Genomic DNA, 23,912 nt, shown 5'->3' on the forward strand with positions numbered 1-23,912 from the left:
AAAAAAATTTTAACGTGAATTTTCCGTCCTCAAAGGATAGTCAAACATAGCGATTTATGTACTTTATTCGTTCTATATTCAGGACGGAATGAACAGTTTGTGAGCCCACAAATACCATTCTTTTTCAGCATTACAGCTCGTCAAAAGCCTCAATAGCCTCTGACAACTTCTTAACGCCGTGGATTTGCATCCCCGGAATGCCACCTTTTGGCATATTAGCAGCCGGGACAATTGCCTTTTTGAAGCCGTGCTTAAATGCCTCGTTCAAACGCTCTTGGCCACTAGGTACCGGACGAATCTCGCCAGCCAAACCAACTTCGCCAAATACCACCACATCTTTTGGCAACGGACGATCGCGAAAGCTTGATAGTAACGCCATCACTAAAGCAAGATCCGCACTGGTTTCTGTTACCTTAACGCCGCCGACTACATTCACAAACACGTCTTGATCAGCCATTTGCAGACCACCGTGCTTATGCAGTACGGCTAATAATAAGGAGAGACGATTCTGCTCCAAACCAACCGCTACGCGACGAGGGTTTGCCAATTGCGAGTAGTCCACCAGCGCTTGAATCTCTACTAATAGAGGACGTGTACCTTCCCACACAACCATGACCGAAGATCCTGACGTCTCTTCTTCGCCACGAGAAAGGAAAATCGCCGATGGGTTACTTACTTCTTTCAGTCCCTGCCCCGTCATCGCAAACACACCTAATTCATTTACCGCACCAAAACGGTTTTTGTGGCTGCGCAGTGTACGGAAACGACTATCCGTTCCGCCATCAAGCAAGACAGAGCAGTCAATAATGTGCTCAAGGACTTTAGGGCCGGCAAGAGTACCATCTTTCGTTACGTGACCAACAATAAATACCGCAACATTGTTCTGTTTTGCGTATCGCGTCAGTGCCGTCGCAGATTCTCGCACCTGAGCAACACTGCCCGGTGACGATTGAACATCAGAAACATGCATAACCTGAATCGAGTCAATCACCATAATTCTGGGCTGCTCTTTCTCTGCAATTTGGCAAATTTTATCGACGTTGGTTTCTGATAGCATCTTCAGGTGCTCTTTTGGCAGACCAAGACGAGACGCGCGCATCGCAACCTGTTGAAGCGATTCCTCACCCGTAACGTAAAGTGTCGGCATCAGCCCTGATAACGTACACATAGTTTGAAGAAGCAACGTCGACTTACCCGCGCCAGGGTTACCACCTATCAGAATCGCCGCGCCAGGTACGACACCACCACCAAGCACACGATCGAGCTCTTTAAAACCACTAGTGAATCTCGGCACTTCTTGCAGATCGATTTCAGATAAGGTTTGGACTTTCGATTCTGTCGCCGAACCAGCATAACCGCTTAAGCGTTCATTGCGAGCAACGGTTGGCGAAGCAGCAATGCGCACCTCTGTGATCGTATTCCATGCACCACACGCATTACATTGTCCCTGCCAACGTGGAAAATCCGCGCCACAATCATTACAAACATACGCTCGTTTTGCTTTCGCCATGATGCCTCGATTTTTTCTACAAATGTGACCAAGCACAGCCAAGTCAGATCTAATCTGAAATGAACTATTGATATACTTAAGTTTTACTTTACTTAGTCGATACAAATTAAAGTAACGACATACTCTAACAGAAATAATGCAGCAATCTGAAATTCTCTCGCTCGCTGAAAGACTCATTCCCGTTTATGGTTCTGAAGACTTTGATTTTGTCCTTGGTCAATTGACCGAGGAAGAGCCGCCGTCGGCCAAAATCTTAGTGAAGATGGAACTGAACCGTCTTATGGCACCATGTAAGAAGAGCATTGATTTACGTGGTCGCGTCAAAGGCGAATGTCGTGAATATGTTTTAGATGGCATTTCGCATTGGTTGGACGATGTCGCTTTTAATGCTTATCACAAGAACATTAAAAAGTTTGGCACCTACACCGAAGGCATGTGGGAAGCATTGGTCAACACGCGCAATAACTTTCGTGTGATGAGCAAGCTCGCCACACAGGAAAAGTCTCATTCATTAACCGATCCTAAAAGCCCCTTTCTCGCAGAACCGGTTCACCTCGGTTACGACTTAAAACGCCAAGAAAAGCGGTTGAAGGTTCAGTCGCAGGTAGAAATTCGCCGCGCCAAAGGGCAAATCCTTCATGGATTAAGCATCGATTTGTCGAGCTCTGGGGCAAAATTTAAAGTCCCGAGCGCATTTAAATACAACCTTGGTGAAATCATTCAAGTTTCGTTTACCGAGTTTGCAGGCAAGTCGCAAGTCGCGGGCATCGAAAAGCCACTGTCGTATCGAGTATTGGCCGTAGACGATTGCTATGAAAATGATGCAGTGCGCTATCTACGAACCATTCGTCTAACGGAAACCAATGTCGTTGCGCGCGTCATCGACGAAGCATTAAACAGTGCCGCCAAACGCGCACGTCATGACAACCAAGATAAAATCATTCGTGCACGCACACGCGGTTATGAGCACATTGCACTCAAACACACGAGCAACTTACCACTGTTTTTTGATGGTAACGAACTCAAGCTAGCGATGCTGACACCAAACAACCAAAAGTTGTGGCAGTACTGGCACGATGAGAGAAATCAACAAGTCTTTGGCTCCTTGTTTAACGAGCAACGCGTCGCTTCTTTGATCAAACAAGGCGTGAAAGGCACCAGTAACGTTTTGTACTCGTTTACTCATGAACATGAAAACAAAACGTACTTCTACTCGATGCTTAGACCCGAAGCGACTCGCGAACAACGCCAGCTGTTTTGGCATTTAGGGGCTAAGCGAGAAAGTTGGCGTGCGTTTCGAATTTCTATTTTTGAGTTATCTGAGCAAGAGAAAGAAGATCTCGCACTATTCTCTCCAGAGTTAGCCGAAACCTCGCAGTCACTGACTCATATCGGCATTTTGCAAGAAATCGCTGACGAAAAGTCGGGGCAAGATTACCTATTAACAGAAAAGCCGCGTTTGCCAGCCAACACGTTAAATGCCTTTCGTCATCCTCGAAAAATCACTGGCAACCCTAAAGGTATCTATTTCGATGCTCAATCGCGCCGTAAAGAACCACGCTATCGATTCAAAACGCCGCTTGAACTCAGTTCGGGTGAGTTAAAAGCAGCAGGTTCAACCGTTGATATTTCTAAGCGAGGCTTGGGGATTCGTTTAGATGAGCCAACGATGTTACGCTCGGGACAAGAAGTGCAAGTTAACTTTCGTGAGTTACAACTTTACGATAAAAAGCTGCCTCTCATGGCCGTTCCATATCGCGTTATTCGAGTCAGCCCTGACGGCTGCAGCGTACAATTGGTTATTGATGAAAACAGCAAAACGATCCGTGTGATCGCTTTCTTCAACAGCATCATTGAACACAACCAAGATAAGCTGATCCCACAAAAAGAGATGTTACCAAGCAACGCATTACTGGAAAGACTGCACAGCGTTTTGCTATCAAGGACGTTAAGCACACCTATCTTTATCAGCAAAAGCACAGCATCGGCACTAAAAACTCCGGTGGTTGGGGTGAACCTGCCGTTACCAAAACACATTGAGTTGTTTGCACGCTTAGGTCACGACCAAAAATTCTCTTTAGAGCCAATTTTTAAAGGCCGCTCTAGCACGCTGATCGCAGAACCAATTAAGCGTGTCGACGGAGCACAAGCGAGACACCAAGACATCTACATTAGTGCAGCGAAAATCGGCAATAAGATCACTGCTATCGAATCCAAACTGCACCAAGAATTTAATAGCGTGAAAGAGCGAATTCAGTTCATCAAAAAAGCGCGCATGATGGGCGATTTTTATGTATTTCGAATGTCCACGGCACCCATTTTTGATCCTATGACGTCGCTGCTACGACAGGACTTGAGTGACCTTACTCAGTTTGGCGTTCATCAAGCCAGTAAACTAGAAAAGGAGCTGACGGCTTTGGTTGGCTACAGCGAGTTTGAAGACATAACCGAAGAAGTCGTCGTGAGACTTGAACTAACGGAATAAAAAACACCGCCAAGATAGGCGGTGTTTTTCTTTCTGATTCTATTAAGGCTTCGCTTTCCAACTGATTTTTTGCTGCTTCACGAGCGCGCCAGACAAAATACAGAGCACCCCACCTAACCCAGCAAAACGCACCGAGGTTTGTGCTTGCGCTTCTACTTTAGGTTTCGCGTGGTAGGCAATACCAAGGCCTGCGGCGGACATCATCACTAAGTCGTTGGCACCATCACCAACGGCAACGGTATTATGCTGTTCAATTTCGTATTCATCCGCCAGTTCAACCAAAATATCGGACTTGGTTTGCGCAGATACCACGTCACCAATCACTTGCCCAGTTAACTTTCCGTCAATGATCTCAAGCTGATTTGAACGAGCGAAGTCCAGACCGACTTTCTCTTTGATGTAATCAGAGAAATAAGTGAACCCACCAGATGCAATGGCGGTTTTCCAACCGAGCGCTTTAAAGGTCGCAATCAACGCTTCAAAGTCTGGCATGAATGGAAGCTCAGAACGCACTTGCTCTAAAATCGCTTCATCTGCGCCTTTTAGTTTACCAACCCGTTGACGCAAGCTTTGTTCAAAGTCCAACTCACCTTGCATCGCACGTTCAGTTACTTCGGCGACTTCTTCCCCTACTCCAGCCAGTTTGGCAATTTCGTCAATACATTCAATTTGAATCGCTGTGGAATCCATATCGAACACCACTAAGCCAGGCGCAGAGAGATCCGGCACTTCATTCAGAGAAGCATAATCAATGTTGAGGCTTTTTAAGATGGTTTCGTGTTGAGATGTTAATTCGCCCGCCATCAATGCTACTTCATACTGACCGACTTTCCATGTTTCTAACACCGGGTTATAGAAACCAGTAAAGAAGTCGATATCTTCAAAATGGCGAGGGGAAAGATATTCAGCAAAAACGATCCAATTCGCTTTCGCTTTATCTAACTGGGTAGCAAATCGAGTTTCGGGCAGTCGGTTTAAAAGTGTCGTATGTTTTCTGATAGGCAAGCTTTTTGACGCGTCCATGTATATAATCCCTTATGACTTTGCTAAAACGTTACCTCAACAAACTAAAAAGGCAAGTCTTTGTTTTGTTTTAAATGGATGAGTAAAGAGCATGAGTGAATCCTTGTTCTCAGTAAGGAATGCCCTGCGAATTCTGGCACTAATCCTACTGTGCGTGATGTTATTCATCACCATCAAAAACAGTGTTGTGATCAGTAAGGGCAACGAGAAGATTCAAGCGCAGCAGCTTGAAACACTCACCAAGGTTTTGATCTCGCAGGCATCTTTGTCTGCCAGCGAAATGATATTAACCAAAGACCAAGAGCGATTGCTCAAGCTGACCAACCAGCTCGCGCAAGACCGTTTGGTATTTGATGCCACGATTTATGACTCACAAGGTGTGCGATTGGCATCGAGTGACGAGGCGCTGTCTGTCCGTGAAGTCCTAGGATTAGATACCCCACTGGCCACCGCATCTATTGGTCGCCAGCAATTGGTCGAGCCAGTCCTAGCTGATGGTGCTGTGATTGGTTTTGTACGTGTGACGTTTGAGACAGGCCGAGTGACGGCGATTTCTGATCACCATTATCGTAAGAGTGATCGTTACATGTACATGATGGTCTTGATGAGTTTTGTGTGTGGCATGTTGTTTATTATGATTTTACGTAGACAGCCGATCCGCCGTAAAAAAGCCGAAAACTTGCTGCTGACCAAGTAATTCCAACAGCCAACTTCAAATAAAAAACAGCCCGCTTTGAGCGGGCTGTTTTTTAGTTCTTGAAAGCGAAGATGAATCTTTGTCGCTTATTCTGCATCGCCTAGCAATACTGAATCTAACGCGATTAGCATCATGTCGTTAAATGTTGTTTGACGCTCGTCTGATGTGGTTTGCTCGCCAGTTTTGATGTGGTCAGAAACTGTACAGATTGTCAGAGCTTTTGCGCCGTATTCTGCTGCCACGCCGTAAATACCCGCCGCTTCCATTTCAACACCAACAATGCCGTACTTGTCCATTACGTCGAACATTTCTGGATCTGGCGTGTAGAAAAGCTCCGCTGAGAATAGGTTGCCGACTTTCACATCAATACCACGTGCTTTTGCTGCATCTTCTGCTGCACGAACCATTTTGTAGTCTGCGATAGCCGCAAAGTCATGGCCTTTAAAGCGAATGCGGTTTACTTTTGAATCCGTACACGCGCCCATGCCGATCACAACATCACGTACTTTGATGTCTTCATTCACCGCACCACAGCTACCGACACGGATGATTTTCTTCACACCGAAGTCTTTGATTAGCTCAGTCGCGTAAATCGAACATGATGGGATACCCATACCGTGGCCCATCACAGAGATTTTACGGCCTTTGTAAGTGCCTGTGTAACCGAACATATTGCGCACGTCACACACTTGAACAACATCTTCAAGGAAGGTTTCTGCGATGTATTTTGCACGTAGCGGGTCACCTGGCATCAGTACTACGTCTGCGAATGCACCCATTTCAGCATTGATATGTGGAGTTGCCATTTTTCTTTTCCTTAACCTTTCTCTAGCGCTCCGCGCTTAAGGCGATGTAAGCCAGAGTATTCTCATTTCCGACAAGCAGTACTTGCATACTGCAAACATAAAACTAGGAGCATTCAGCTCCTAGTTTTTAATATCCTAATTATAGGAAATTCTTACCGTAATCCATTGGAGAAGTACCGAAGTAGCTCGCCAATGTTTGGCCGATATCTGCGAACGTTTCGCGGCGACCAAGAGAGCCAGCTGGCACTTTTTGACCGTAAACCAATACTGGAATGTGCTCACGAGTATGGTCAGTACCTGGCCATGTTGGGTCACAACCGTGGTCAGCCGTTAGGATTAGCACGTCATCTTCACCCATCAGTTCGAGCACTTCGTTGATGCGACCATCAAAGTACTCAAGCGCCGCAGCGTAACCCGCTACATCACGGCGGTGGCCGTAAGCGGAGTCGAAATCAACAAAGTTAGTGAATACGATGGTGTTATCACCCGCTTCTTTGATTTGCTCTAGCGTTGCTTCGAACAATGCAGGAATACCTGTCGCTTTCACTTTCTTGGTGATACCGCAGTTTGCGTAGATGTCTGCAATCTTACCGATAGAAACCACATTGCCTTGTTTCTCTTCGACTAACTTTTGTAGAACCGTTGCTGATGGTGGCTCTACAGATAGGTCACGACGGTTACCCGTACGCTCAAATTGACCTTTACCAGGACCGATGAATGGACGCGCGATTACACGGCCGATGTTGTAATCTTCTAGTTCTTCACGAGCAATTTGGCAAAGCTCTAGTAGACGATCTAGACCGAATGTCTCTTCGTGACATGCGATTTGGAATACAGAGTCCGCAGAGGTGTAGAAGATTGGTTGGCCAGTCTTCATGTGTTCTTCACCAAGGTCATCAAGAACTTGAGTACCAGATGCGTGGCAGTTACCTAGGAAGCCATCTAGACCTGCACGCTCAAGAATGCGGTCAGTCAGCTCTTTAGGGAAGCTGTTTGCTTTATCTGTGAAGTAGCCCCAGTCAAACAGAACTGGTACGCCAGCAATTTCCCAGTGACCAGACGGAGTGTCTTTACCAGAAGAAAGCTCAGCAGCATGGCCGTAAGCACCGATGATTTCTGCATCAGCGTCTAGGCCAGGAGCAAAGCGACCTGTTGATTCTTTATGTGCCATCGCCAAACCAAGCTTAGATAGGTTTGGAAGGCGAAGTGCGCCTTGACGTTTGTCGTTATCTGCTAAGCCTTTTTCACACTGGTCAGCGATATGACCTAGAGTGTCTGAACCTACATCACCAAATTCTTTTGCATCAGCAGTTGCACCGATACCGAATGAGTCTAGTACTAAAATAAATGCTCTTTTCATTGCTCTTTCCTTAGGCCCACTCGGCGAATTATTATGGTTGAGTAGGCCTTATGTAATTACTTAATCTTTTAGATGTCTTCTGCACGAATTTGACGGTAAACCTCTGGAGTTGGCGTGTATTCACCACCCACTTTGATTGCACTGCGCAGTGCTTTTGCCGCTTCTTCCCACTGCTCTTCACTGCGAGCGTGGATAACTGCTAGAGGTTTATCGCTATCAGCGACTTCACCCAATCGGATGAAGTTATCAAAACCTACTGCGTAGTCGATTTCATCAGTTGCAACACGGCGACCGCCACCCATAGAAACCACAGCCATGCCGATAGCACGCGTGTCCATTGCAGAGACAATACCTGTTTCTGTCGCATAAACTGGCTTGATGATTTCTGCTTTTTCTAGGTAGTTGTCGTAGTTTTCTACGAAGTCAGCTGGACCGCCAAGACCCGCAACCATTTTGCCGAAGCAAGCTGCAGCTTTACCGTTGTCTAGCACTTCCATCAGTTTCGCGCGTGCGTCGTCTGTGTTCTCAGCAAGTTTGCCAAGCACGAGCATTTCAGCACATGATGCCATCGTCACTTCAAGTAGACGCGGGTTGCGGTATTCACCCGTTAGGAAACGAACCGCTTCACGAACTTCCACCGCGTTACCCGCAGAAGAAGCCAGTACTTGGTTCATGTCCGTAAGGATTGCGGTAGTCTTCGTGCCTGCACCATTTGCTACTGCAACGATAGATTTTGCTAGCTCTTCAGACGCTTCGTAAGTTGGCATGAATGCGCCAGAACCGACTTTTACATCCATCACTAGAGATTCCAGACCCGCTGCCAATTTCTTAGACAGGATCGATGCCGTGATCAGTGAGATGTTGTCTACGGTAGCCGTGATATCACGAGTCGCGTACACGCGCTTATCTGCCGGAGCAAGATCACCCGTTTGACCGATGATCGCCACACCCGCATCTTTGGTTACTTGACCAAAAACTTCGTTCGTTGGAGTGATGTTGTAGCCAGGAATCGCTTCAAGTTTATCTAGCGTGCCGCCTGTGTGGCCAAGGCCACGACCAGAGATCATAGGTACGAAACCGCCACATGCTGCCACCATAGGGCCAAGCATCAGAGAAGTTACGTCACCCACACCACCGGTTGAGTGTTTGTCGACAATTGGACCACCGAAGTTCATGTGGCTCCAGTCGATAACCATGCCTGAGTCACGCATTGCACACGTTAGGGCGATGCGCTCATCCATGGTCATTTCATTAAAGAAAATCGTCATAGCAAACGCCGCAATCTGACCTTCAGATACCGTGTTGTTCGCTACGCCTTGAATAAAGAAGTTGATTTCGTCGGCTGTTAGGACTTCGCCGTCACGTTTTTTACGAATGATTTCTTGTGGTAAATACATTAGTGCCTCCCAAGCTCTTTTGAGCCATGGTTGTAGTAGGATAGAAGAGGTTTGGTAGCACCCGTTTAGGTGCTACCGTTCAGACGTATTATTGGAATTAGTACGCTGTTGGATCAGCGACGTCGTCCGATACTTCTAATGTATTTAGTAGGTTGGTTAGCAGGCTAGACGCACCAAAACGGTAGTGACGAGCATCAACCCAGTTGTCACCTAGGATTTCGTCAGCCATTGCTAGGTATGCAGCTGCGTCTTCAGCAGTGCGCACACCACCTGCTGGTTTGAAACCAACAGTTTCTGCAACACCCATGTCGCGAATAACTTCAAGCATCATGCGAGCGTATTCTGGTGTTGCGTTTACTGGCACTTTACCAGTTGAAGTTTTAATGAAGTCAGCACCTGCTTCAATACAGATTTGAGATGCTTTCTTGATTAGTGCTTCTTCTTTTAGTTCACCAGTTTCGATGATCACTTTAAGAAGAATGTCACCACAAGCTTCTTTACATTGCTTAACTAGCTCGAAGCCTACTTTCTCATCACCCGCTATTAGCGCGCGGTATGGGAAAACTACGTCAACTTCGTCTGCACCGTAAGCAACAGCCGCTTTTGTTTCAGCAACTGCGATGTCGATATCGTCGTTACCGTGTGGGAAGTTCGTTACTGTTGCAATGCGAACTTCTGGCGTACCTTGCTCACGAAGTGTCTTCTTAGCAATAGGAATAAAGCGAGGGTAAATACAGATTGCAGCTGTGTTGCCTACTGCTGTTTTCGCGTCATGACATAGTGAGATCACTTTTGCATCAGTGTCATCATCATTCAGCGTAGTTAGGTCCATAAGTTTTAGTGCACGTAGCGCTGCTGCTTTTAAATCGCTCATTTCTATCTCCGATCAATATTCAAAAAATTCACTACTCAGCCTCACATCACTTCTCTAACTATAATCAACAAGTCGAGATAGTGTGAGAAATTGGCTAAACAGTCTATTTATGAACGGACTTGGTTCCCTGAAGACTCGGCATATACAGCGAAAAATTCATATGCCAATTGCTATCCTTGTCACCGCACAGTACCAGTTTGGCCTATGGCACAACAATCTATGATTGCGGTGTCTTTAATATCACATCACACAGCGAAACGCCTATTAGATCTGATATTGCAGGGCAATTCATTTGCCCATCGAGTATGTAATATTCACTCTATGATTAAGTGGTTATCGTAACCATGATCTCGTGATTACTACATTATAGATATTCACCGCAAAACTGTAGCACCAAATAGAGCGCAAACGGTTTGTATCTCAAAATTTCCAAGCCGCTATTCCATTCGCTGCGTAAACCAATGTCTTGGGTTTACTCAGCGTAAAAATTTTGGTCCTGAAAAACGAAAAATGCCCCGCAGCAATCTCTTGCTACAGGGCATGGTTTAAAACGGCGTCTATATATTAAGAACCGATTCTAATTAAAATGCTGCAAGGCTTAGGCAGAAGCCTGCAATTGTCGCTGCCATAAGGTTAGACAACGTACCTGCAAGAACTGCTTTGATGCCCATGCGAGCGATATCTGAACGACGGTTTGGTGCAAGGCTACCTAGACCACCAAGTAGGATCGCGATAGAAGAAAGGTTCGCGAAGCCACATAGTGCGAATGAGATGATAGCTGTTGTCTTCTCAGACATTACTTCACCAGTTGCTGCTACTACTTGAGCGCTGTCACCTAGGTAAGGTGTGAAGTTCAAGTAAGCAACGAATTCGTTGATAACTAGTTTCTGACCGATGAATGAACCAGCAACAACTGCTTCGTTCCATGGAACACCGATTAGGAATGCTAGTGGAGAGAATGCGTAACCTAGAATTAGTTCTAGAGTTAGCTCAGGCATGCCGAACCAACCACCAATGCCACCTAGCATACCGTTAACTAGAGCAATCAGACCAACGAATGCGATTAGCATTGCACCTACGTTTAGTGCAAGTTGTAGACCAGAAGCCGCACCGCCCGCTGCTGCGTCGATTACGTTAGCTGGTTTGTCGTCGCCACCGTCCATTGCTTCTTCGATATCTTCGTGAGGCTGATCAGTCTCTGGGTGAAGAATCTTAGCGAACAGTAGACCACCTGGTGCCGCCATGAATGATGCTGCTACTAGGTACTCTAGAGGAACACCCATAGATGCGTAACCTGCTAGTACACCACCAGCTACAGAAGCTAGACCACCACACATTACCGCGAATAGCTCAGATTGAGTCATTTTTGGAACGAATGGACGAACTACTAGAGGTGCTTCAGTTTGACCTACGAAGATGTTAGCTGCTGCTGACATTGATTCCGCACGAGAAGTACCAAGCGCTTTTTGAAGTGCACCACCAAGAATCTTGATAACCCACTGCATTACGCCAACGTAGTAAAGAACTGAAATCAGTGCTGAGAAGAAGATCAGTGTAGGAAGAACACGGAAAGCGAAGATGAAACCGCCGCCGCCGAATACTTCGAACATCTTGTCAGAAACAAGACCACCGAATAGGAACGATGAACCATTGTTACCGTAGTTGATAACGTTAGAAACACCAGTAGAGAAACCGTTCAGTAGATCACGGCCCCAAGGTACATAAAGTACGAATGCACCTAATGCGAATTGGATAGCGAATGCGCCACCCACAGTTCTTAGATTGATAGCTTTACGGTTATTAGAAAATGCAAATGCAATAGCAAGAAGCACTACCATACCGACTAGGCTCATAAACAGGCTCATAGTTTATGACTTCCTTATAAGTTATTTATTGGCGTGTTACAAAATGGAGCTATAAAGCGGGGGCAATTATACTCACGCAGAATCAATTAAAGTAATGCCACCCTCACACTTTCTTATAAGATTCATCATTGATTCACCCACCTTTGTGAGTTATCTCACAATAAGCAGGGAAACGTTTTCTATTTCAGACTACATCTTTAGATTTTATTCACAGATAGAGAAAGCAAAATTGCTATTTTCCCACAGCTGAGTGGCAATCGATTGCTTTCGCACACTATGCAACTCTGCGAGCTCATTGAATACATGAATGAGTTTGGCAGGGTGATTCGGCTCCCCTTGATAACCAAGTATAGGCATATCTGGAGCATCTGTTTCTATAACTAGATTTTCGAGTGGTAATCTTTGAATCGCGTCGCGAGTTTTATGGGCTCTCGGATAGGTAATGGTTCCACCAACACCGATGAAAAAACCTAATCTGACCCACTCCATCCCCTGCTGATAACTACCAGCAAACGCGTGCAAAACGCCACCACGAGGTAACTTCGCCGCTTTGACCATTTGAATGAGTCGATTGTGTGCTTTCCGGCTGTGCAAAATGACAGGAAGATTGAAACGCCTTGCCAGCTCAAATTGAGTTTCAAGCGCCCTTTCTTGTAGCTCAGGATCTACGTTAACTGCAAAGTCTAGTCCGCACTCTCCGATTGCCACACACTGTGGCGATTTTTGGTTGAGATAGCGTTCTAGTTCTGAAAGGTGCTGCTCAACGTTATCTTCTAGAAAATACGGATGAAAACCGAGCGCGTAATACAAATTGGCGTGTTGCTCTGCCAACGTTTGAATACGAGCCCAATTTTGCGGGCCGACGGAAGGAATCAGAATTCTTGCGACGCCTTGCGTTTGAGCAAGCTCAAGTTGATGCGCAAAGTCATCTTGAAACACATCAAAATCAAAGTGGCAGTGCGTATCAAAGAACTTCATCTTGAGACTTTTTATCGACGCCAGCAGACGGAGAGTCAGAAAAAGACAGAGCTTCGCCCTTCTCTTCGTTTTGATGGGCAGGATCTTTTCGATAAGGGACGCAGCTGCGTTTTTGATCTGGCGTTAATCCCATTTGTTTACACCAATCGTCGTAACGCTTTAACCCACGTTTGAACCAGTTCATTTTTCTTCCTTATATAAAAACGCCCTTGACTAAGTCTATAGCCAAGGGCGTTTTAAAATCTAGTTGCTTTAACGCGGCGGTTGATTAGTGCTCGCGAGTCGCACGGAATTCAACGTCTGGGAAGCGTTCTTTTGCAAGGTTCAAGTTAACCATAGTTGGGGCAATGTACGTTAGGTTGTCACCACCATCCAATGCTAAGTTCGCTTGGTTCTTACGCTGGAACTCATCCAGTTTCTTCGCATCGCCACACTCAACCCAACGAGCTGTCGCTACGTTAACGCCTTCGTAGATTGCTTCAACGTTGTATTCTGACTTCAAGCGAGCCACAACCACGTCAAACTGAAGCACACCTACCGCACCAACGATCAGATCGTTGTTTTGCAGTGGACGGAATACCTGTACCGCACCTTCTTCAGAAAGCTGAACCAAGCCTTTTAGTAGCTGCTTCTGCTTCAATGGATCTTTCAAACGAATACGACGGAACAATTCAGGCGCAAAGTTTGGAATACCAGAGAACTTCAGTGACTCACCTTGCGTGAAAGTATCACCAATTTGAATAGTGCCGTGGTTATGCAGACCAATGATGTCACCCGCGTAAGCGTGTTCTGCACGTGAACGGTCACCAGCCATGAAGGTTACCGCATCAGAGATACTTACTTGCTTGCCTAGACGAACGTGGTTCATCTTCATACCTTGAGTGTAAGTACCCGATACGATACGCATAAATGCGATACGGTCACGGTGTTTAGGATCCATGTTTGCTTGGATCTTGAATACGAAGCCAGAGAACTTGTCTTCTGTCGCTTCAACATCACGCTCAACCGCTTGACGCGTTTTCGGCGCTGGCGCCCATTCAGTCAGACCGTCTAGCATATGGTCAACACCAAAGTTACCCAGTGCAGTACCGAAATAAACTGGTGTCAATTCACCCGTTAGGAACAGTTCTTTATCAAACTCAGGACATGCACCCATTACTAGCTCAAGCTCTTCACGAACGCTTGCCGCTAGGCTTTCACCAACTTTTTCATCAAGTTCTGGGTTATCCAGACCTTTGATGATGCGAACTTCTTGAATTTCATGACCGTGGCCAGATTCATAAAGGATCGTTTCGTCACGGTGAATGTGGTAAACACCTTTAAATTCTTTACCACAGCCAATTGGCCAAGTGATCGGTGCACACATCATACCCAACTCGTTTTCTACTTCATCCAATACTTCCATTGGATCACGAACGTCACGGTCAAGTTTGTTCATGAAAGTTACGATTGGCGTATCACGCAGACGTGTTACTTCCATTAGCTTACGAGTACGATCCTCGACACCTTTCGCCGCATCGATAACCATCAAACACGAGTCAACTGCCGTTAGAGTACGGTAAGTATCTTCTGAGAAGTCTTCGTGTCCTGGAGTATCAAGCAGGTTTACTAAGCAATCGTTGTACGGGAACTGCATCACAGAAGTGGTTACCGAGATACCACGTTCCTTTTCCATTTCCATCCAGTCAGATTTTGCGTGCTGTGCATTACCACGACCTTTTACAGTACCTGCTTTTTGGATCGCGTTTCCGAATAAAAGTACTTTTTCGGTAATGGTTGTTTTACCCGCATCCGGGTGAGAAATAATAGCGAACGTTCTACGTTTAGAAACTTCGCTTAGAAAAGGTGTATTTGACATGAAACTGGTCTTCTTTGATGTCTGAATGCCTGCTGAAAAGCAAACACGCTTTTTGTAGATTCAATTTTGCGCGGTATTCTCGCCTATTATTGCTTTAGGGGCAACTTCCCGAGTAGTACGTCTAGTTAAAGAAGAGATAACTCATGATGATCGCGTCTTCTTTTCCATTGCCTGTTTTAGCTGGATAATAATCATAACGACGATCCACTTCGTTAAAACCAGCTTGCTCATAAATATGAATCGCAGGATGGTTACTTTCTCTTACTTCTAGCCACGCGCTGTCTGCTTTGGCTTGCTCACAGTGATTCAGAAAGGCATCCAATAACTTTTGACCGTAGCCTTTTCCTTGTAGCGCAGGGGCAACCGCAATATTGAGTAACGTCACTTCACCCACAATATTTTGTGCATAAAAGTAGCCAACTACCGAGCCGTCTTCAACCATCACGTGATGGCACGCACCGCGACTCGACAAATCGCGCACTAACGACTCTGCCCATGGGTGAGAATGCGCTTGCTGTTCAATTTGCCAAACTTGCTCCACATGCTCACTGCACATTGGGAGAATTTCAATCGTCATGATTTAACCTATTAGGTCGAAATACCGCGCCACAATAGAGCTTGGTATTCGATCTTTTACAAACGTTACGAGTAAGAACAAATTTGCTGCCAAAGTGCGCGTTTTTGTTCATTGTTGCCATCTATGTCTTGCAATAACAGCGAGGTTAGCTGCTTAGCATTTTCCATGCTGTTACTTTCACAGCCTGCAAACCATACCCACTCCAACTGATGTTCACCAAGCATTGCAAGGCGCTCAGGCTCTATATGCATGGCTTGTTCAAGCGTTAATTTCATACTTTTAAGTATCTTCTCGAACAGTATCGCTGTCTCATTCGTAGGACAGATGGGTGAGACCAGCAGAAGTTTGCAAGAACTTGGCAAATCTATAGTTGGCGGTTGATAGCCTGCCAACCTTTCTGGATGAATCAACTCCCACGAGGTGATTCCCATTTCGTGTAAATACTGTTTCTCGTTAATTGACATTTTTCGTCACCTGTTTGAACGAGGCAATCCTATCAAAAAGTCAGATGTGTTATGAAGCTTTTCCAATCACTCTTTACTGTGATGATGGTAGCGACCATCAGTTTTTCCACATTTGCGAGCAGCAATAATGATGACTGGGAGCTGATCGCAACCAAGACCGTCAACTTCCAAACGGAGACAGACACCGTTACGCCAAATAGTCTGCTCAAAAACCGTAACTTCAGTAAAATCAAAATAAAGTGCATTCAAGGCACCGTCGATTTAAAAGACATCAAAGTCACCATGACCGACGGCAGCGAGAAAAAACTCACTTCAATGGGCACGCTCACCAACGGAATGTCAACGCGAGCTTGGACACTACCAGGAGCGGAGGACGCGAAACTTAAGCACCTTGAAATGAAATACAGCAGTTGGGGAAACATGAAGCTCGACGTGTTGGGTGTCAGCAAAAAAGCAAAAGTCGAAATCTGGGGCAAAAAAAGAACCAAAAACGCTCAATAAACGTCATGCTTGTCGAATGAATGATGAAAAGCAAACAGCCCGCTATTTCAGCGGGCTGTTTCAGTATTTAAAGCTCTGAGAACTCTGGCGCGTAATCAATGCGTCCAGAACGTCCTGCACATTGGCCTTCGACGAGTTCAGCTACTCGAAACGCACCTTCAGGCACTTCCCAAGCGCATTCAAAGCCCATCTCTTCACCAGCATTGAAACCTTGTCGTGCATAGTAGTTAGGTTCACCCAACACGACACAGACTGGATAACCGAAATCACGCAGAGATTCGAAACCTTCTTTAATGAGTTCAGCGCCAATGCCTTGACGGCGATAGTCCTCATGAACAGCCAATGGTGCAAGCCCTTGCCACGACAAATCTTCACCATTTAATGTAACTGGGCTAAATAAAGCATGGCCAATTACCTCACCTTCATCCGTACACGCCACCAGCGACAAGGTCAGCTTGCCGTTTTCACGTAAACGCATCACCAAGTTGGCTTCTGCATCGGTTGGAAACGCATGTTTCAATAGGCGGTCAATGGTCAGAATGTCCGCAGGGGCTTCAGTTCGAATAAGCATTCGCTACTCCGGGTTGTTGTGCAGGCTCTTGAACCCCTTTTTGGACAAAGTCAGCCAGTTGGTTCAGCGCTACTTGCATTGCTTTTGGTAACTGCTCTAAGTCGACACTGTCCATCAAGTTTTTCACTTCTAAGCCAAGCTCAGTGTCACCTTCAATTGAAAGGCGACGTTGGAAGAACAGTGTATCAGGGTCTTCTTTACGACCAGCAATCAGTACTAGGTCGTTTAGATTACCACTAAAACTCACATCTTCCTGAACTGGTTTTTCAGCGACGACTAATTTTTCATCTTGATAGCTGATGTACCATGCTAAGTTCAAGTCTTTAATCGCAACTTTTAACCACTTGTCTTCAAGGAATTCAAAGTCGCCATCTTCTAACGCTTCTTTGAATACCATTTTCAGCCCTTCAAGCAAGGCTTTTTGTTGAACTGTTTGTGGTAATAACTGGACTGGAGAACGCAAAATGTTGGCTGCGTTCTTTACTAGTTGACTGCGAATCTTGTTTAACACGTTCATTATCCGTTACTTTGTCATTAGGTCGCTCATATTACGCAATCGCACCACCGCGATACCTGTTATGTATCAATAAACTGTTTGTTTTCAGTTGGTGGTTTATTGTCCACTAACGTGTCGTTTTTTGACCTTACGTGTATTATTGATGCGAACAGCTTGATAAACGCTTTAATAACCGTATTTTCAAAGTTATAGTTATCCGAGCGTATCCTCGTGATATCAAGTCACAGAATAAAGCCGAGTCAACCACTTAAAAATGACTCTCTATGCAGGCTTGAGAAGCACGGCGGCATGTTCGCCAGGGTAGCGCTTTTGATTACACGGACGAATTAATCTGGCTCATTGGAGATCGGTAATACCCTAATGCCTTCCCAGCAATTACAACATTGGTTTGCCACGCTAACCTCAAATAGCCCTTTCTTTTTTGCCATTCTTGATAAAAAACACAATTATCGAATGGTGAGTGACCGCTATTGCGATATTGCAGGCTTAAATCATGAAGAAATCATCGGGTTAAACGATTGTCAGGTGCTAGGTGAACAGTTTTATAAGAAGCTGGCACCTTACTACCAACGCGCATTCAAAGGTGTGCATGTCGAAGCTGAAATTACCTTAGATGAAACCGATTTAGAGACCAGCCTTCACTTTAGTTTGTCACCAGTGTATGAAGGTAACGAGGTACGTTTCGTGGTGTTTCACGCCGTCGACACCTCCGAAAAGCAAATTCTTGTCCGCTCTCTGGAAGAATCCGAAAACAAATTTGCCAAGCTGACCCAACTATTGCCCGATGGCCTGCTGCTGATTGAAGATGACACCATCATCTCAGCAAACCCTGCCTCGGCTCGTCTGCTTGGGCTTAACTCCCCTCACGAGCTACTCGGTGAAGAGCTCTCTCGCTTGTTCATCGACGAAAACACCAAAAAAGTTTTCAGTCACCGACTCAGCACGCTTATTTCGGACAAACCGTTTGTTTGCCTGACTAGCGCGCGTTGCGGATTTGAGCGCAAAGTCCAATTGCATGCGGACTCGACGGCAATTCTAGGCAGTGAATCTCAAATTATTCTTATCCAAGATGCGGATGACACACCAAAACACTTGTCGTCAGCCTCCAGTGAAGATTCTCATATCGACTCTTTAACCAAACTGTATAACCGATTTGGTTTCACCAAGCGCCTAGAACAACTGATCAAAAGCCAAACACCGCTATTGGTGTTTTACCTCGATATCGATAACTTTAAGAACATTAATGACTCGCTGGGTCATCACATCGGTGACAAAGTCATCCAAGAAGTTTCTGCGCGTTTAAAACGACTGCTGCCAAACCAAGCGATCATCGGCCATCTTGGCGGTGATGAGTTCGGCATCATCCTTCCAGAGCCAGAAAACTCGCGCATGGCAGAAGTGTTATCAGATCGCATTATTTCGTTGATAAACCAACCTTTTGATCTGCACCACTTCAGTAAACGTCTTGCCTGCTCAATTGGTAGCGTCCGCTATCCGGAAGATGGGCAGGATGCTCGTATCTTGCTACAAAACGCCGATACCGCGATGTACGAAGCCAAAGATCGCGGACGAAACCGTCTGATCAAATTCAATGACCAAATGAACAAAGAAGCGCGTATGCGTTTGTGGCTCGAAATCGAACTGCAAAAAGCCCTGCAGCAAAATGGTCTTGAAGTTTGGTATCAACCCAAAGTGAACGCCCGTGATTTCAGTATCAATGGCGCAGAGGCTTTAGTACGTTGGAAACATCCGGTTGAGGGCTACATTAGCCCAGGATCATTTATTCCTGTGGCGGAACGAGCAGGTTTGATTGAGCATCTGGGCCGCGTGGTGATGCGTGATGTATTCAACACCGTAAAACGCTGGAAACAACAAGGCATTTTGCCGGGTCGCGTCGCGATCAACCTGTCTCCAGAACAGTTTGGCAACCCTCAGTTGATCGACTTTATGGAGAAGCTGCTGCGCACAACCGAACTTGATCCAAGTTGCATCACGTTTGAGCTAACGGAAAGCGCGGTGATGAGTGACAGCGAACATACGCTGCAAATGCTGAATGCGATTAAAAAGCTGGGCTTTGCTTTGTCGATCGACGACTTTGGTACTGGGTACTCGTCGCTGTCTTATTTAGCTCGTTTCCCGATTGATGAACTAAAAATCGACCGTGCGTTCATTAATGACATTGATGCCCTGCCAAAACAGGTGACCGTCATCGAGAACATCATCAACTTGGGCAAATCTTTGGAATTAACGGTCGTTGCAGAAGGCGTAGAAACGCATCAGCAAGCTACTTTGCTTTCCAACCTTCAATGCAACTCGATTCAAGGTTTTCATTTCTACCGACCTCAGCCAAAACATGAAATCGAAGAGTTGTTTGTGCAAAACCGCCGCCACAAAAACTGATCCCCCCTACTTCGTCAAATCAAACCTTTACCCCTACTCTCAAGGGGTAAATATTGAGTTTATTGAGCTAAACCTAACTTAGGTCAAATTAGCTATTCATAATTCTTCATAAAATGCGGGCACCTTTTCCTTCTCTATGATTGTGAGCATATGGAACTCTTGTGTCCTGCGGGTAACCTGCCTGCGCTAAAAACCGCGATTGATTGCGGTGCAGATGCCGTGTACATCGGCTTCAAAGACGATACCAACGCGCGTCACTTTGCTGGTTTGAACTTCAACGGTAAAAAACTAGAAAAGGCCGTGCAATATGTGCATGACCACAACAAAAAGATCCACGTTGCACTCAATACCTTTGCTCATCCAAACGGTTTTGAACGCTGGACGAACGCCGTCGATAACGCAGCGGCATTGGGCGTAGATGCACTGATTGTCGCTGACATTGCTGTTCTTGAGTACGCTGCTCGCAAATACCCTGAGCTTGAGCTACACCTTTCCGTGCAAGCTTCTGCTACCAACGTAGCTGCAATTGATTTCTACAAGCAAAACTTCAACGTTAAACGTGTGGTATTGCCTCGTGTGTTGTCCATTCATCAGGTGAAACAACTGTCGCGTAACATCACCAGTGATGTCGAGCTGGAAGTATTTGCGTTTGGCAGTCTGTGCATCATGTCTGAAGGTCGTTGTTACTTGTCGTCTTACATGACGGGTGAATCACCAAATACGGTCGGAGCCTGCTCTCCAGCGAAATACGTGCGCTGGCAAGAAACTGAACAAGGCTTGGAGTCTCGATTAAACAACATTTTGATCGACCGTTACTGCGCGGGTGAAAATGCAGGCTATCCAACGCTTTGTAAAGGGCGCTTTGAAGCTGAAATTGAAGGCGAGAAAAAACGTTACCACGCGCTGGAAGAACCAACCAGTTTAAATACTCTCTCTATGCTTCCTGAACTGTTTGCAGCAAACGTAGCGTCGGTAAAAATTGAAGGCCGTCAACGCAGCCCTGCCTATGTAGAGCAAGTTACTCGCACTTGGCGCGCAGCAATTGATCGTTACCAAGCAAACCCAGAAGCTTACCAAGTCGAAGCAGCTTGGGATGCCGCCCTGGCGAACGTTTCTGAAGGTACGCAAACCACGCTGGGTGCATACCACCGTAAATGGCAGTAGAGGTTAAGATGGAAAATTCAATGAAATACGCACTTGGCCCACTGCTCTACTTCTGGCCAAAACAAGATATCGAAGCATTTTACTTACAAGCAAAAGAAAGCTCGGCAGACATTATCTACTTGGGTGAAACCGTTTGTTCAAAACGTCGCGAGATGAAACCTGCTCATTGGTTCGATATTGCCAAAGACCTATCGGCATCCGGTAAGCAAGTGGTGCTTTCCACCATGGCATTGTTGGAAGCACCAAGCGAAGTCAATATCATGAAGAAGTATATCGATAATGGTGACTTTGCGATTGAAGCAAATGACGTGTCCGCAGTTCAACTGGCGTCTGAACACAAAGTCCCATTTGTCGTTGGCCCAGCAATTAACACTTACAACGCACACACCTTGAACCTGTTTTTAAAACAAGGGATGACTCGTTGGTGTATGCCGGTTGAGCTATCTCGTGAATGGCTAAGCGATACTCTGACACAATGTGAAGACTTAGGGATTCGTAACAAATTCGAAGTCGAAGTCTTTAGCCACGGCTATTTGCCATTAGCCTACTCGGCTCGCTGCTTCACGGCGCGTGCAGAAAATAAAGCGAAGGATGATTGCGAAACTTGCTGCATCAAATACCCAACCGGTATCCAAGTAAGCAGCCAAGAGGGACAAGAAGTCTTCAACTTAAATGGCATCCAAACGCAATCGGGCTACTGTTACAACCTGATCAACGATCTGCCAAGCATGCAAGGACTCGTTGATGTCGTTCGCTTGAGTCCATTAGGCGTAAGTACCTTCTCAGAATTGGATCGCTTCCGTTCTAACGAGCAAGGCTCAGACCCAGACAAACTATCAAGCCGCCAATGCAACGGTTACTGGCATCAATTGGCTGGTTTAGAAGTGAAGAACATTTAACTCTTCCGACAAAGTAAAAAGCGAGGCACTAGCCTCGCTTTTCTGCTACCAACTTAAGACGCTTGGATGCTCGGTTCTACTGGGCTATCCACCATCAACTTTTTGATATCACGCCAAAGCATACTCATCACAACCAGACTTAACGCAATGTTGGATAGCGGGAATGCAATCCAAATGCCTGTCACACCCAACAGTTTTGGCATGATGAACAAGAACGGCAGTTGGATAAGCATATTGCCCACCGTCACAAACATCGCCTTACTGCCTTTGTTGACCGATTGATAGTAAGCCCCTGCTACCACTAAGAAACCATCCAGAAACAGTGCGAACATGTGGAGACGAATTCCCACCACAGCACTTTCGATAAGCTGCTGATCCGCGTCATTAAAGACGGATACGAGCTGGTACGGGAAAAGGTTCATCAATACCACGAACACAACACCACCTAAAACCGATGTCCCCATAGCAATTTGTAGCAACTTACGAATGTTATCTTGATTTCGTGCGCCATGGTTGTAGCTCACCAAAGGCTGCATACCATTGGCAATGCCTTCCGCCACGAGATAATAGACCGTCACGATATAGCCTAAAATGGCGTAAGCGCCGATCAAAAGCGGGCTGCCGTATTGTGCGAATAACGCGTTGTGCAGAGCTACCATCGTAGATCCATAAGCGTACATAAAAAAGCTGGATGTCCCGATAAGCACAATTTTAGGAATAGCATCCAATTGCACTTTCAACTCTCTAAATGTTAGACGTAACTTCGCTTTAGAAGAGAAGAAGTAGCCCACACCTAGCACGGTGACAACCATCTGTGCCAATGCGGTCGCAATAGCCGCTCCTGTTAGCTCCCAGTTCATCCAAGCAATGAAAACATAGTCCAACACAATATTAATGATTGCACCTATCACCATCAAAATTGTAGCTAAGTTAGGGCTGTTGTCGTTACGTAGCAAGAATGGAACCGCAATAGAGCCAAGTGAAAAAATACACGCGACGATTAGTATCTGGAGATATTGCAAGCCCAACTCGTACACTCGCCCCTGAGCGCCTTGCCAACGAATAAAGTCATCAGCAAAGAAAAATAGAATCGTTGCGACAATAGGCATCAGGGCCAACAAAAATAACAAGCCTGTGGTTAAGACCCGTTTCGCACCTTGTTGATCTTGCTCTCCTTGCTTGATGGAAGTCAGGGCTCCCGTTCCCACACCAACCATCATCCCTATTCCCAGAATGCTACCAATCACTGGCCAAGCGACATTGATGCCCGCCAATCCGTCAGCGCCGACGTAACGGCCAATAAAAATACCGTCGACGACTTGGTACAGCCCATTGACCAACATGGCTGCGACAGTTGGAATGGTATATTTCCAAAACTGTTTATAAATGGAGTTTTGCATGATTCTCACCAATAGTTAGCAAAGCTAACTAAATAGTTAAATAAATGAATTTTTGAATTAATTTCCAAGCGCTTTATTGAGTAACGACTGCAATTGTTTGGCTTCTTGTTCGTTTAGCTTTAGCATCATTTGATCCGAAATATCCTTATAAACAATTTGTTCTAAAGACATTTTTTCAGCGACCTCTTCCGTCAATAAGACACGCTTTGCACGAGCATCTTCATTGCAAGCAATACGCTTCACTAACCCTTTCTTTTCTAAACGCACCACCATATTGGAGGCAGAAGGTTTGGTTACCTGTAACTCGTCAGCAAGATCAGTAATACGAACGCCTTCAGGAAACACCTGAATTACGCGTAAGTAATCAAATTCGTTAAAGCTAAGATGAGACAATGGATCTTCTTTAGCGTAAACACGCCAAGCTTTGGCGCAAAAACGCTCCAAATCGATCAAACTCTCTTCTAAAGCCATAAAGATTCACCAATTAGTTAGCAAGGCTAACTATTCTAAAGCGAGTTATCTCAATCATCAAGCGTAAAAAAGCCGCTTATGGAAGCGGCTTTATC

The 23,912-nt window shown here is 45.7% G+C and carries 22 protein-coding genes; 6 read left to right on the forward strand and 16 right to left on the reverse strand.

All coding sequences use genetic code 11. The features are described from left to right. Positions 1 to 130: 130 nt before the first annotated feature. Positions 131 to 1,510: a DNA repair protein RadA gene (gene radA / locus ACYJZR_RS11955; protein ID WP_005456064.1), complete on the reverse strand. Its 1,380-nt coding sequence runs from the start codon at positions 1,508 to 1,510 to the stop codon at positions 131 to 133. 136 nt (positions 1,511 to 1,646) lie between these two features. On the opposite strand from radA, the gene ACYJZR_RS11960 reads away from it, so the two are divergent. After that, complete coding sequence (locus ACYJZR_RS11960) at positions 1,647 to 3,995, forward strand: PilZ domain-containing protein (RefSeq protein WP_021822854.1); 2,349 nt, start codon at positions 1,647 to 1,649, stop codon at positions 3,993 to 3,995. A 42-nt stretch (positions 3,996 to 4,037) separates the two neighbouring features. On the opposite strand, the gene serB is transcribed toward ACYJZR_RS11960, so the two are convergent. Then, positions 4,038 to 5,018 carry a phosphoserine phosphatase gene (gene serB, locus ACYJZR_RS11965; protein ID WP_020841223.1) on the reverse strand — a complete coding sequence of 327 codons (981 nt, stop codon included), beginning with the start codon at positions 5,016 to 5,018 and terminating at the stop codon, positions 4,038 to 4,040. 91 nt (positions 5,019 to 5,109) lie between these two features. On the opposite strand from serB, the gene ACYJZR_RS11970 reads away from it, so the two are divergent. Next, positions 5,110 to 5,715 carry a YtjB family periplasmic protein gene (locus tag ACYJZR_RS11970; protein WP_005481596.1) on the forward strand — a complete coding sequence of 202 codons (606 nt, stop codon included), beginning with the start codon at positions 5,110 to 5,112 and terminating at the stop codon, positions 5,713 to 5,715. Positions 5,716 to 5,801: 86 nt separating this feature from the next. Here the strand turns inward: ACYJZR_RS11970 and deoD are convergent, their stop codons facing one another. From deoD to ACYJZR_RS12020, 10 genes are all read right to left on the reverse strand, one after another. Further along, positions 5,802 to 6,521, reverse strand: coding sequence for a purine-nucleoside phosphorylase (gene deoD, locus ACYJZR_RS11975; protein ID WP_005456104.1), 720 nt, complete (start codon positions 6,519 to 6,521; stop codon positions 5,802 to 5,804). A gap of 139 nt (positions 6,522 to 6,660) precedes the next feature. Then, positions 6,661 to 7,881, reverse strand: a complete 1,221-nt coding sequence (locus ACYJZR_RS11980) for a phosphopentomutase (RefSeq protein ID WP_005456086.1) — start codon at positions 7,879 to 7,881, stop codon at positions 6,661 to 6,663. 68 nt (positions 7,882 to 7,949) lie between these two features. Continuing rightward, positions 7,950 to 9,278, reverse strand: coding sequence for a thymidine phosphorylase (gene deoA, locus ACYJZR_RS11985; protein ID WP_005494080.1), 1,329 nt, complete (start codon positions 9,276 to 9,278; stop codon positions 7,950 to 7,952). A gap of 97 nt (positions 9,279 to 9,375) precedes the next feature. Next, a complete protein-coding gene (deoC, locus tag ACYJZR_RS11990; RefSeq protein WP_406966161.1) occupies positions 9,376 to 10,152 on the reverse strand; it encodes a deoxyribose-phosphate aldolase in 777 nt (258 codons plus the stop codon). A gap of 581 nt (positions 10,153 to 10,733) precedes the next feature. Then, the gene (locus ACYJZR_RS11995) at positions 10,734 to 12,017 is read right to left on the reverse strand and encodes a NupC/NupG family nucleoside CNT transporter (RefSeq protein ID WP_005456066.1); all 1,284 of its coding nucleotides are present in this window, start codon (positions 12,015 to 12,017) and stop codon (positions 10,734 to 10,736) included. A 204-nt stretch (positions 12,018 to 12,221) separates the two neighbouring features. Beyond that, on the reverse strand, positions 12,222 to 12,995 hold the full coding sequence (locus tag ACYJZR_RS12000; protein ID WP_023584076.1) for a TatD family hydrolase: 774 nt from the start codon (positions 12,993 to 12,995) through the stop codon (positions 12,222 to 12,224). Further along, entirely contained in the window at positions 12,982 to 13,179 is a 198-nt protein-coding gene (locus tag ACYJZR_RS12005; protein WP_005456108.1) for a DUF5363 family protein, read from the reverse strand. Before ACYJZR_RS12005 ends, ACYJZR_RS12000 begins: the two co-directional genes overlap by 14 nt. Positions 13,180 to 13,263: 84 nt before the next feature. Further along, the gene (gene prfC, locus ACYJZR_RS12010; RefSeq protein ID WP_005456063.1) at positions 13,264 to 14,853 is read right to left on the reverse strand and encodes a peptide chain release factor 3; all 1,590 of its coding nucleotides are present in this window, start codon (positions 14,851 to 14,853) and stop codon (positions 13,264 to 13,266) included. Between the two features lie 121 nt (positions 14,854 to 14,974). Then, complete coding sequence (gene rimI, locus ACYJZR_RS12015; protein WP_005494078.1) at positions 14,975 to 15,430, reverse strand: ribosomal protein S18-alanine N-acetyltransferase; 456 nt, start codon at positions 15,428 to 15,430, stop codon at positions 14,975 to 14,977. 65 nt (positions 15,431 to 15,495) lie between these two features. Continuing rightward, positions 15,496 to 15,894 carry a DNA polymerase III subunit psi gene (locus tag ACYJZR_RS12020; RefSeq protein WP_025441388.1) on the reverse strand — a complete coding sequence of 133 codons (399 nt, stop codon included), beginning with the start codon at positions 15,892 to 15,894 and terminating at the stop codon, positions 15,496 to 15,498. Between the two features lie 51 nt (positions 15,895 to 15,945). On the opposite strand from ACYJZR_RS12020, the gene ACYJZR_RS12025 reads away from it, so the two are divergent. Beyond that, complete coding sequence (locus ACYJZR_RS12025) at positions 15,946 to 16,395, forward strand: hypothetical protein (RefSeq protein ID WP_005456073.1); 450 nt, start codon at positions 15,946 to 15,948, stop codon at positions 16,393 to 16,395. Between the two features lie 67 nt (positions 16,396 to 16,462). On the opposite strand, the gene ACYJZR_RS12030 is transcribed toward ACYJZR_RS12025, so the two are convergent. Then, a complete protein-coding gene (locus ACYJZR_RS12030) occupies positions 16,463 to 16,966 on the reverse strand; it encodes a GNAT family N-acetyltransferase (protein ID WP_017447717.1) in 504 nt (167 codons plus the stop codon). After that, positions 16,950 to 17,477, reverse strand: a complete 528-nt coding sequence (ubiT, locus tag ACYJZR_RS12035) for a ubiquinone anaerobic biosynthesis accessory factor UbiT (protein WP_005490392.1) — start codon at positions 17,475 to 17,477, stop codon at positions 16,950 to 16,952. Before ubiT ends, ACYJZR_RS12030 begins: the two co-directional genes overlap by 17 nt. Positions 17,478 to 17,843: 366 nt before the next feature. Here ubiT and ACYJZR_RS12040 point away from each other — a divergent pair, with 366 nt between their 5' ends. From ACYJZR_RS12040 to ACYJZR_RS12050, 3 genes are all read left to right on the forward strand, one after another. Next, the gene (locus ACYJZR_RS12040; protein WP_406966155.1) at positions 17,844 to 19,883 is read left to right on the forward strand and encodes a sensor domain-containing protein; all 2,040 of its coding nucleotides are present in this window, start codon (positions 17,844 to 17,846) and stop codon (positions 19,881 to 19,883) included. A 150-nt stretch (positions 19,884 to 20,033) separates the two neighbouring features. Further along, positions 20,034 to 21,047 carry a ubiquinone anaerobic biosynthesis protein UbiU gene (gene ubiU, locus ACYJZR_RS12045; RefSeq protein ID WP_005456088.1) on the forward strand — a complete coding sequence of 338 codons (1,014 nt, stop codon included), beginning with the start codon at positions 20,034 to 20,036 and terminating at the stop codon, positions 21,045 to 21,047. Between the two features lie 20 nt (positions 21,048 to 21,067). Then, positions 21,068 to 21,946 carry a U32 family peptidase gene (locus ACYJZR_RS12050; RefSeq protein WP_025546674.1) on the forward strand — a complete coding sequence of 293 codons (879 nt, stop codon included), beginning with the start codon at positions 21,068 to 21,070 and terminating at the stop codon, positions 21,944 to 21,946. 53 nt (positions 21,947 to 21,999) lie between these two features. Here the strand turns inward: ACYJZR_RS12050 and vmrA are convergent, their stop codons facing one another. After that, positions 22,000 to 23,346, reverse strand: a complete 1,347-nt coding sequence (gene vmrA, locus ACYJZR_RS12055) for a sodium-coupled multidrug efflux MATE transporter VmrA (protein WP_017447713.1) — start codon at positions 23,344 to 23,346, stop codon at positions 22,000 to 22,002. 57 nt (positions 23,347 to 23,403) lie between these two features. Continuing rightward, a complete protein-coding gene (locus ACYJZR_RS12060; RefSeq protein ID WP_024702430.1) occupies positions 23,404 to 23,817 on the reverse strand; it encodes a MarR family winged helix-turn-helix transcriptional regulator in 414 nt (137 codons plus the stop codon). Positions 23,818 to 23,912: the final 95 nt, after the last annotated feature.

This window comes from Vibrio sp. RC2502 (assembly GCF_054850435.1).

Bases quoted from the DNA above. Each gene is read 5' to 3' on its own strand.
- ubiU (WP_005456088.1), top strand. From the start codon at position 20,034: ATGGAACTCTTGTGTCCTGCGGGTAACCTGCCTGCGCTAAAAACCGCG.
- ACYJZR_RS11995 (WP_005456066.1), bottom strand. From the start codon at position 12,017: ATGAGCCTGTTTATGAGCCTAGTCGGTATGGTAGTGCTTCTTGCTATT.
- ACYJZR_RS12050 (WP_025546674.1), top strand. From the start codon at position 21,068: ATGAAATACGCACTTGGCCCACTGCTCTACTTCTGGCCAAAACAAGAT.
- serB (WP_020841223.1), bottom strand. From the start codon at position 5,018: ATGGACGCGTCAAAAAGCTTGCCTATCAGAAAACATACGACACTTTTA.
- prfC (WP_005456063.1), bottom strand. From the start codon at position 14,853: ATGTCAAATACACCTTTTCTAAGCGAAGTTTCTAAACGTAGAACGTTC.
- ACYJZR_RS12040 (WP_406966155.1), top strand. From the start codon at position 17,844: ATGCCTTCCCAGCAATTACAACATTGGTTTGCCACGCTAACCTCAAAT.
- deoC (WP_406966161.1), bottom strand. From the start codon at position 10,152: ATGAGCGATTTAAAAGCAGCAGCGCTACGTGCACTAAAACTTATGGAC.
- ACYJZR_RS11970 (WP_005481596.1), top strand. From the start codon at position 5,110: ATGAGTGAATCCTTGTTCTCAGTAAGGAATGCCCTGCGAATTCTGGCA.
- ACYJZR_RS12020 (WP_025441388.1), bottom strand. From the start codon at position 15,894: ATGTCAATTAACGAGAAACAGTATTTACACGAAATGGGAATCACCTCG.
- vmrA (WP_017447713.1), bottom strand. From the start codon at position 23,346: ATGCAAAACTCCATTTATAAACAGTTTTGGAAATATACCATTCCAACT.
- ACYJZR_RS12030 (WP_017447717.1), bottom strand. From the start codon at position 16,966: ATGCTTATTCGAACTGAAGCCCCTGCGGACATTCTGACCATTGACCGC.
- ACYJZR_RS12060 (WP_024702430.1), bottom strand. From the start codon at position 23,817: ATGGCTTTAGAAGAGAGTTTGATCGATTTGGAGCGTTTTTGCGCCAAA.
- radA (WP_005456064.1), bottom strand. From the start codon at position 1,510: ATGGCGAAAGCAAAACGAGCGTATGTTTGTAATGATTGTGGCGCGGAT.
- ACYJZR_RS11980 (WP_005456086.1), bottom strand. From the start codon at position 7,881: ATGAAAAGAGCATTTATTTTAGTACTAGACTCATTCGGTATCGGTGCA.
- ACYJZR_RS12000 (WP_023584076.1), bottom strand. From the start codon at position 12,995: ATGAAGTTCTTTGATACGCACTGCCACTTTGATTTTGATGTGTTTCAA.
- rimI (WP_005494078.1), bottom strand. From the start codon at position 15,430: ATGACGATTGAAATTCTCCCAATGTGCAGTGAGCATGTGGAGCAAGTT.
- ACYJZR_RS12005 (WP_005456108.1), bottom strand. From the start codon at position 13,179: ATGAACTGGTTCAAACGTGGGTTAAAGCGTTACGACGATTGGTGTAAA.
- deoD (WP_005456104.1), bottom strand. From the start codon at position 6,521: ATGGCAACTCCACATATCAATGCTGAAATGGGTGCATTCGCAGACGTA.
- ACYJZR_RS12025 (WP_005456073.1), top strand. From the start codon at position 15,946: ATGAAGCTTTTCCAATCACTCTTTACTGTGATGATGGTAGCGACCATC.
- ACYJZR_RS11960 (WP_021822854.1), top strand. From the start codon at position 1,647: ATGCAGCAATCTGAAATTCTCTCGCTCGCTGAAAGACTCATTCCCGTT.
- deoA (WP_005494080.1), bottom strand. From the start codon at position 9,278: ATGTATTTACCACAAGAAATCATTCGTAAAAAACGTGACGGCGAAGTC.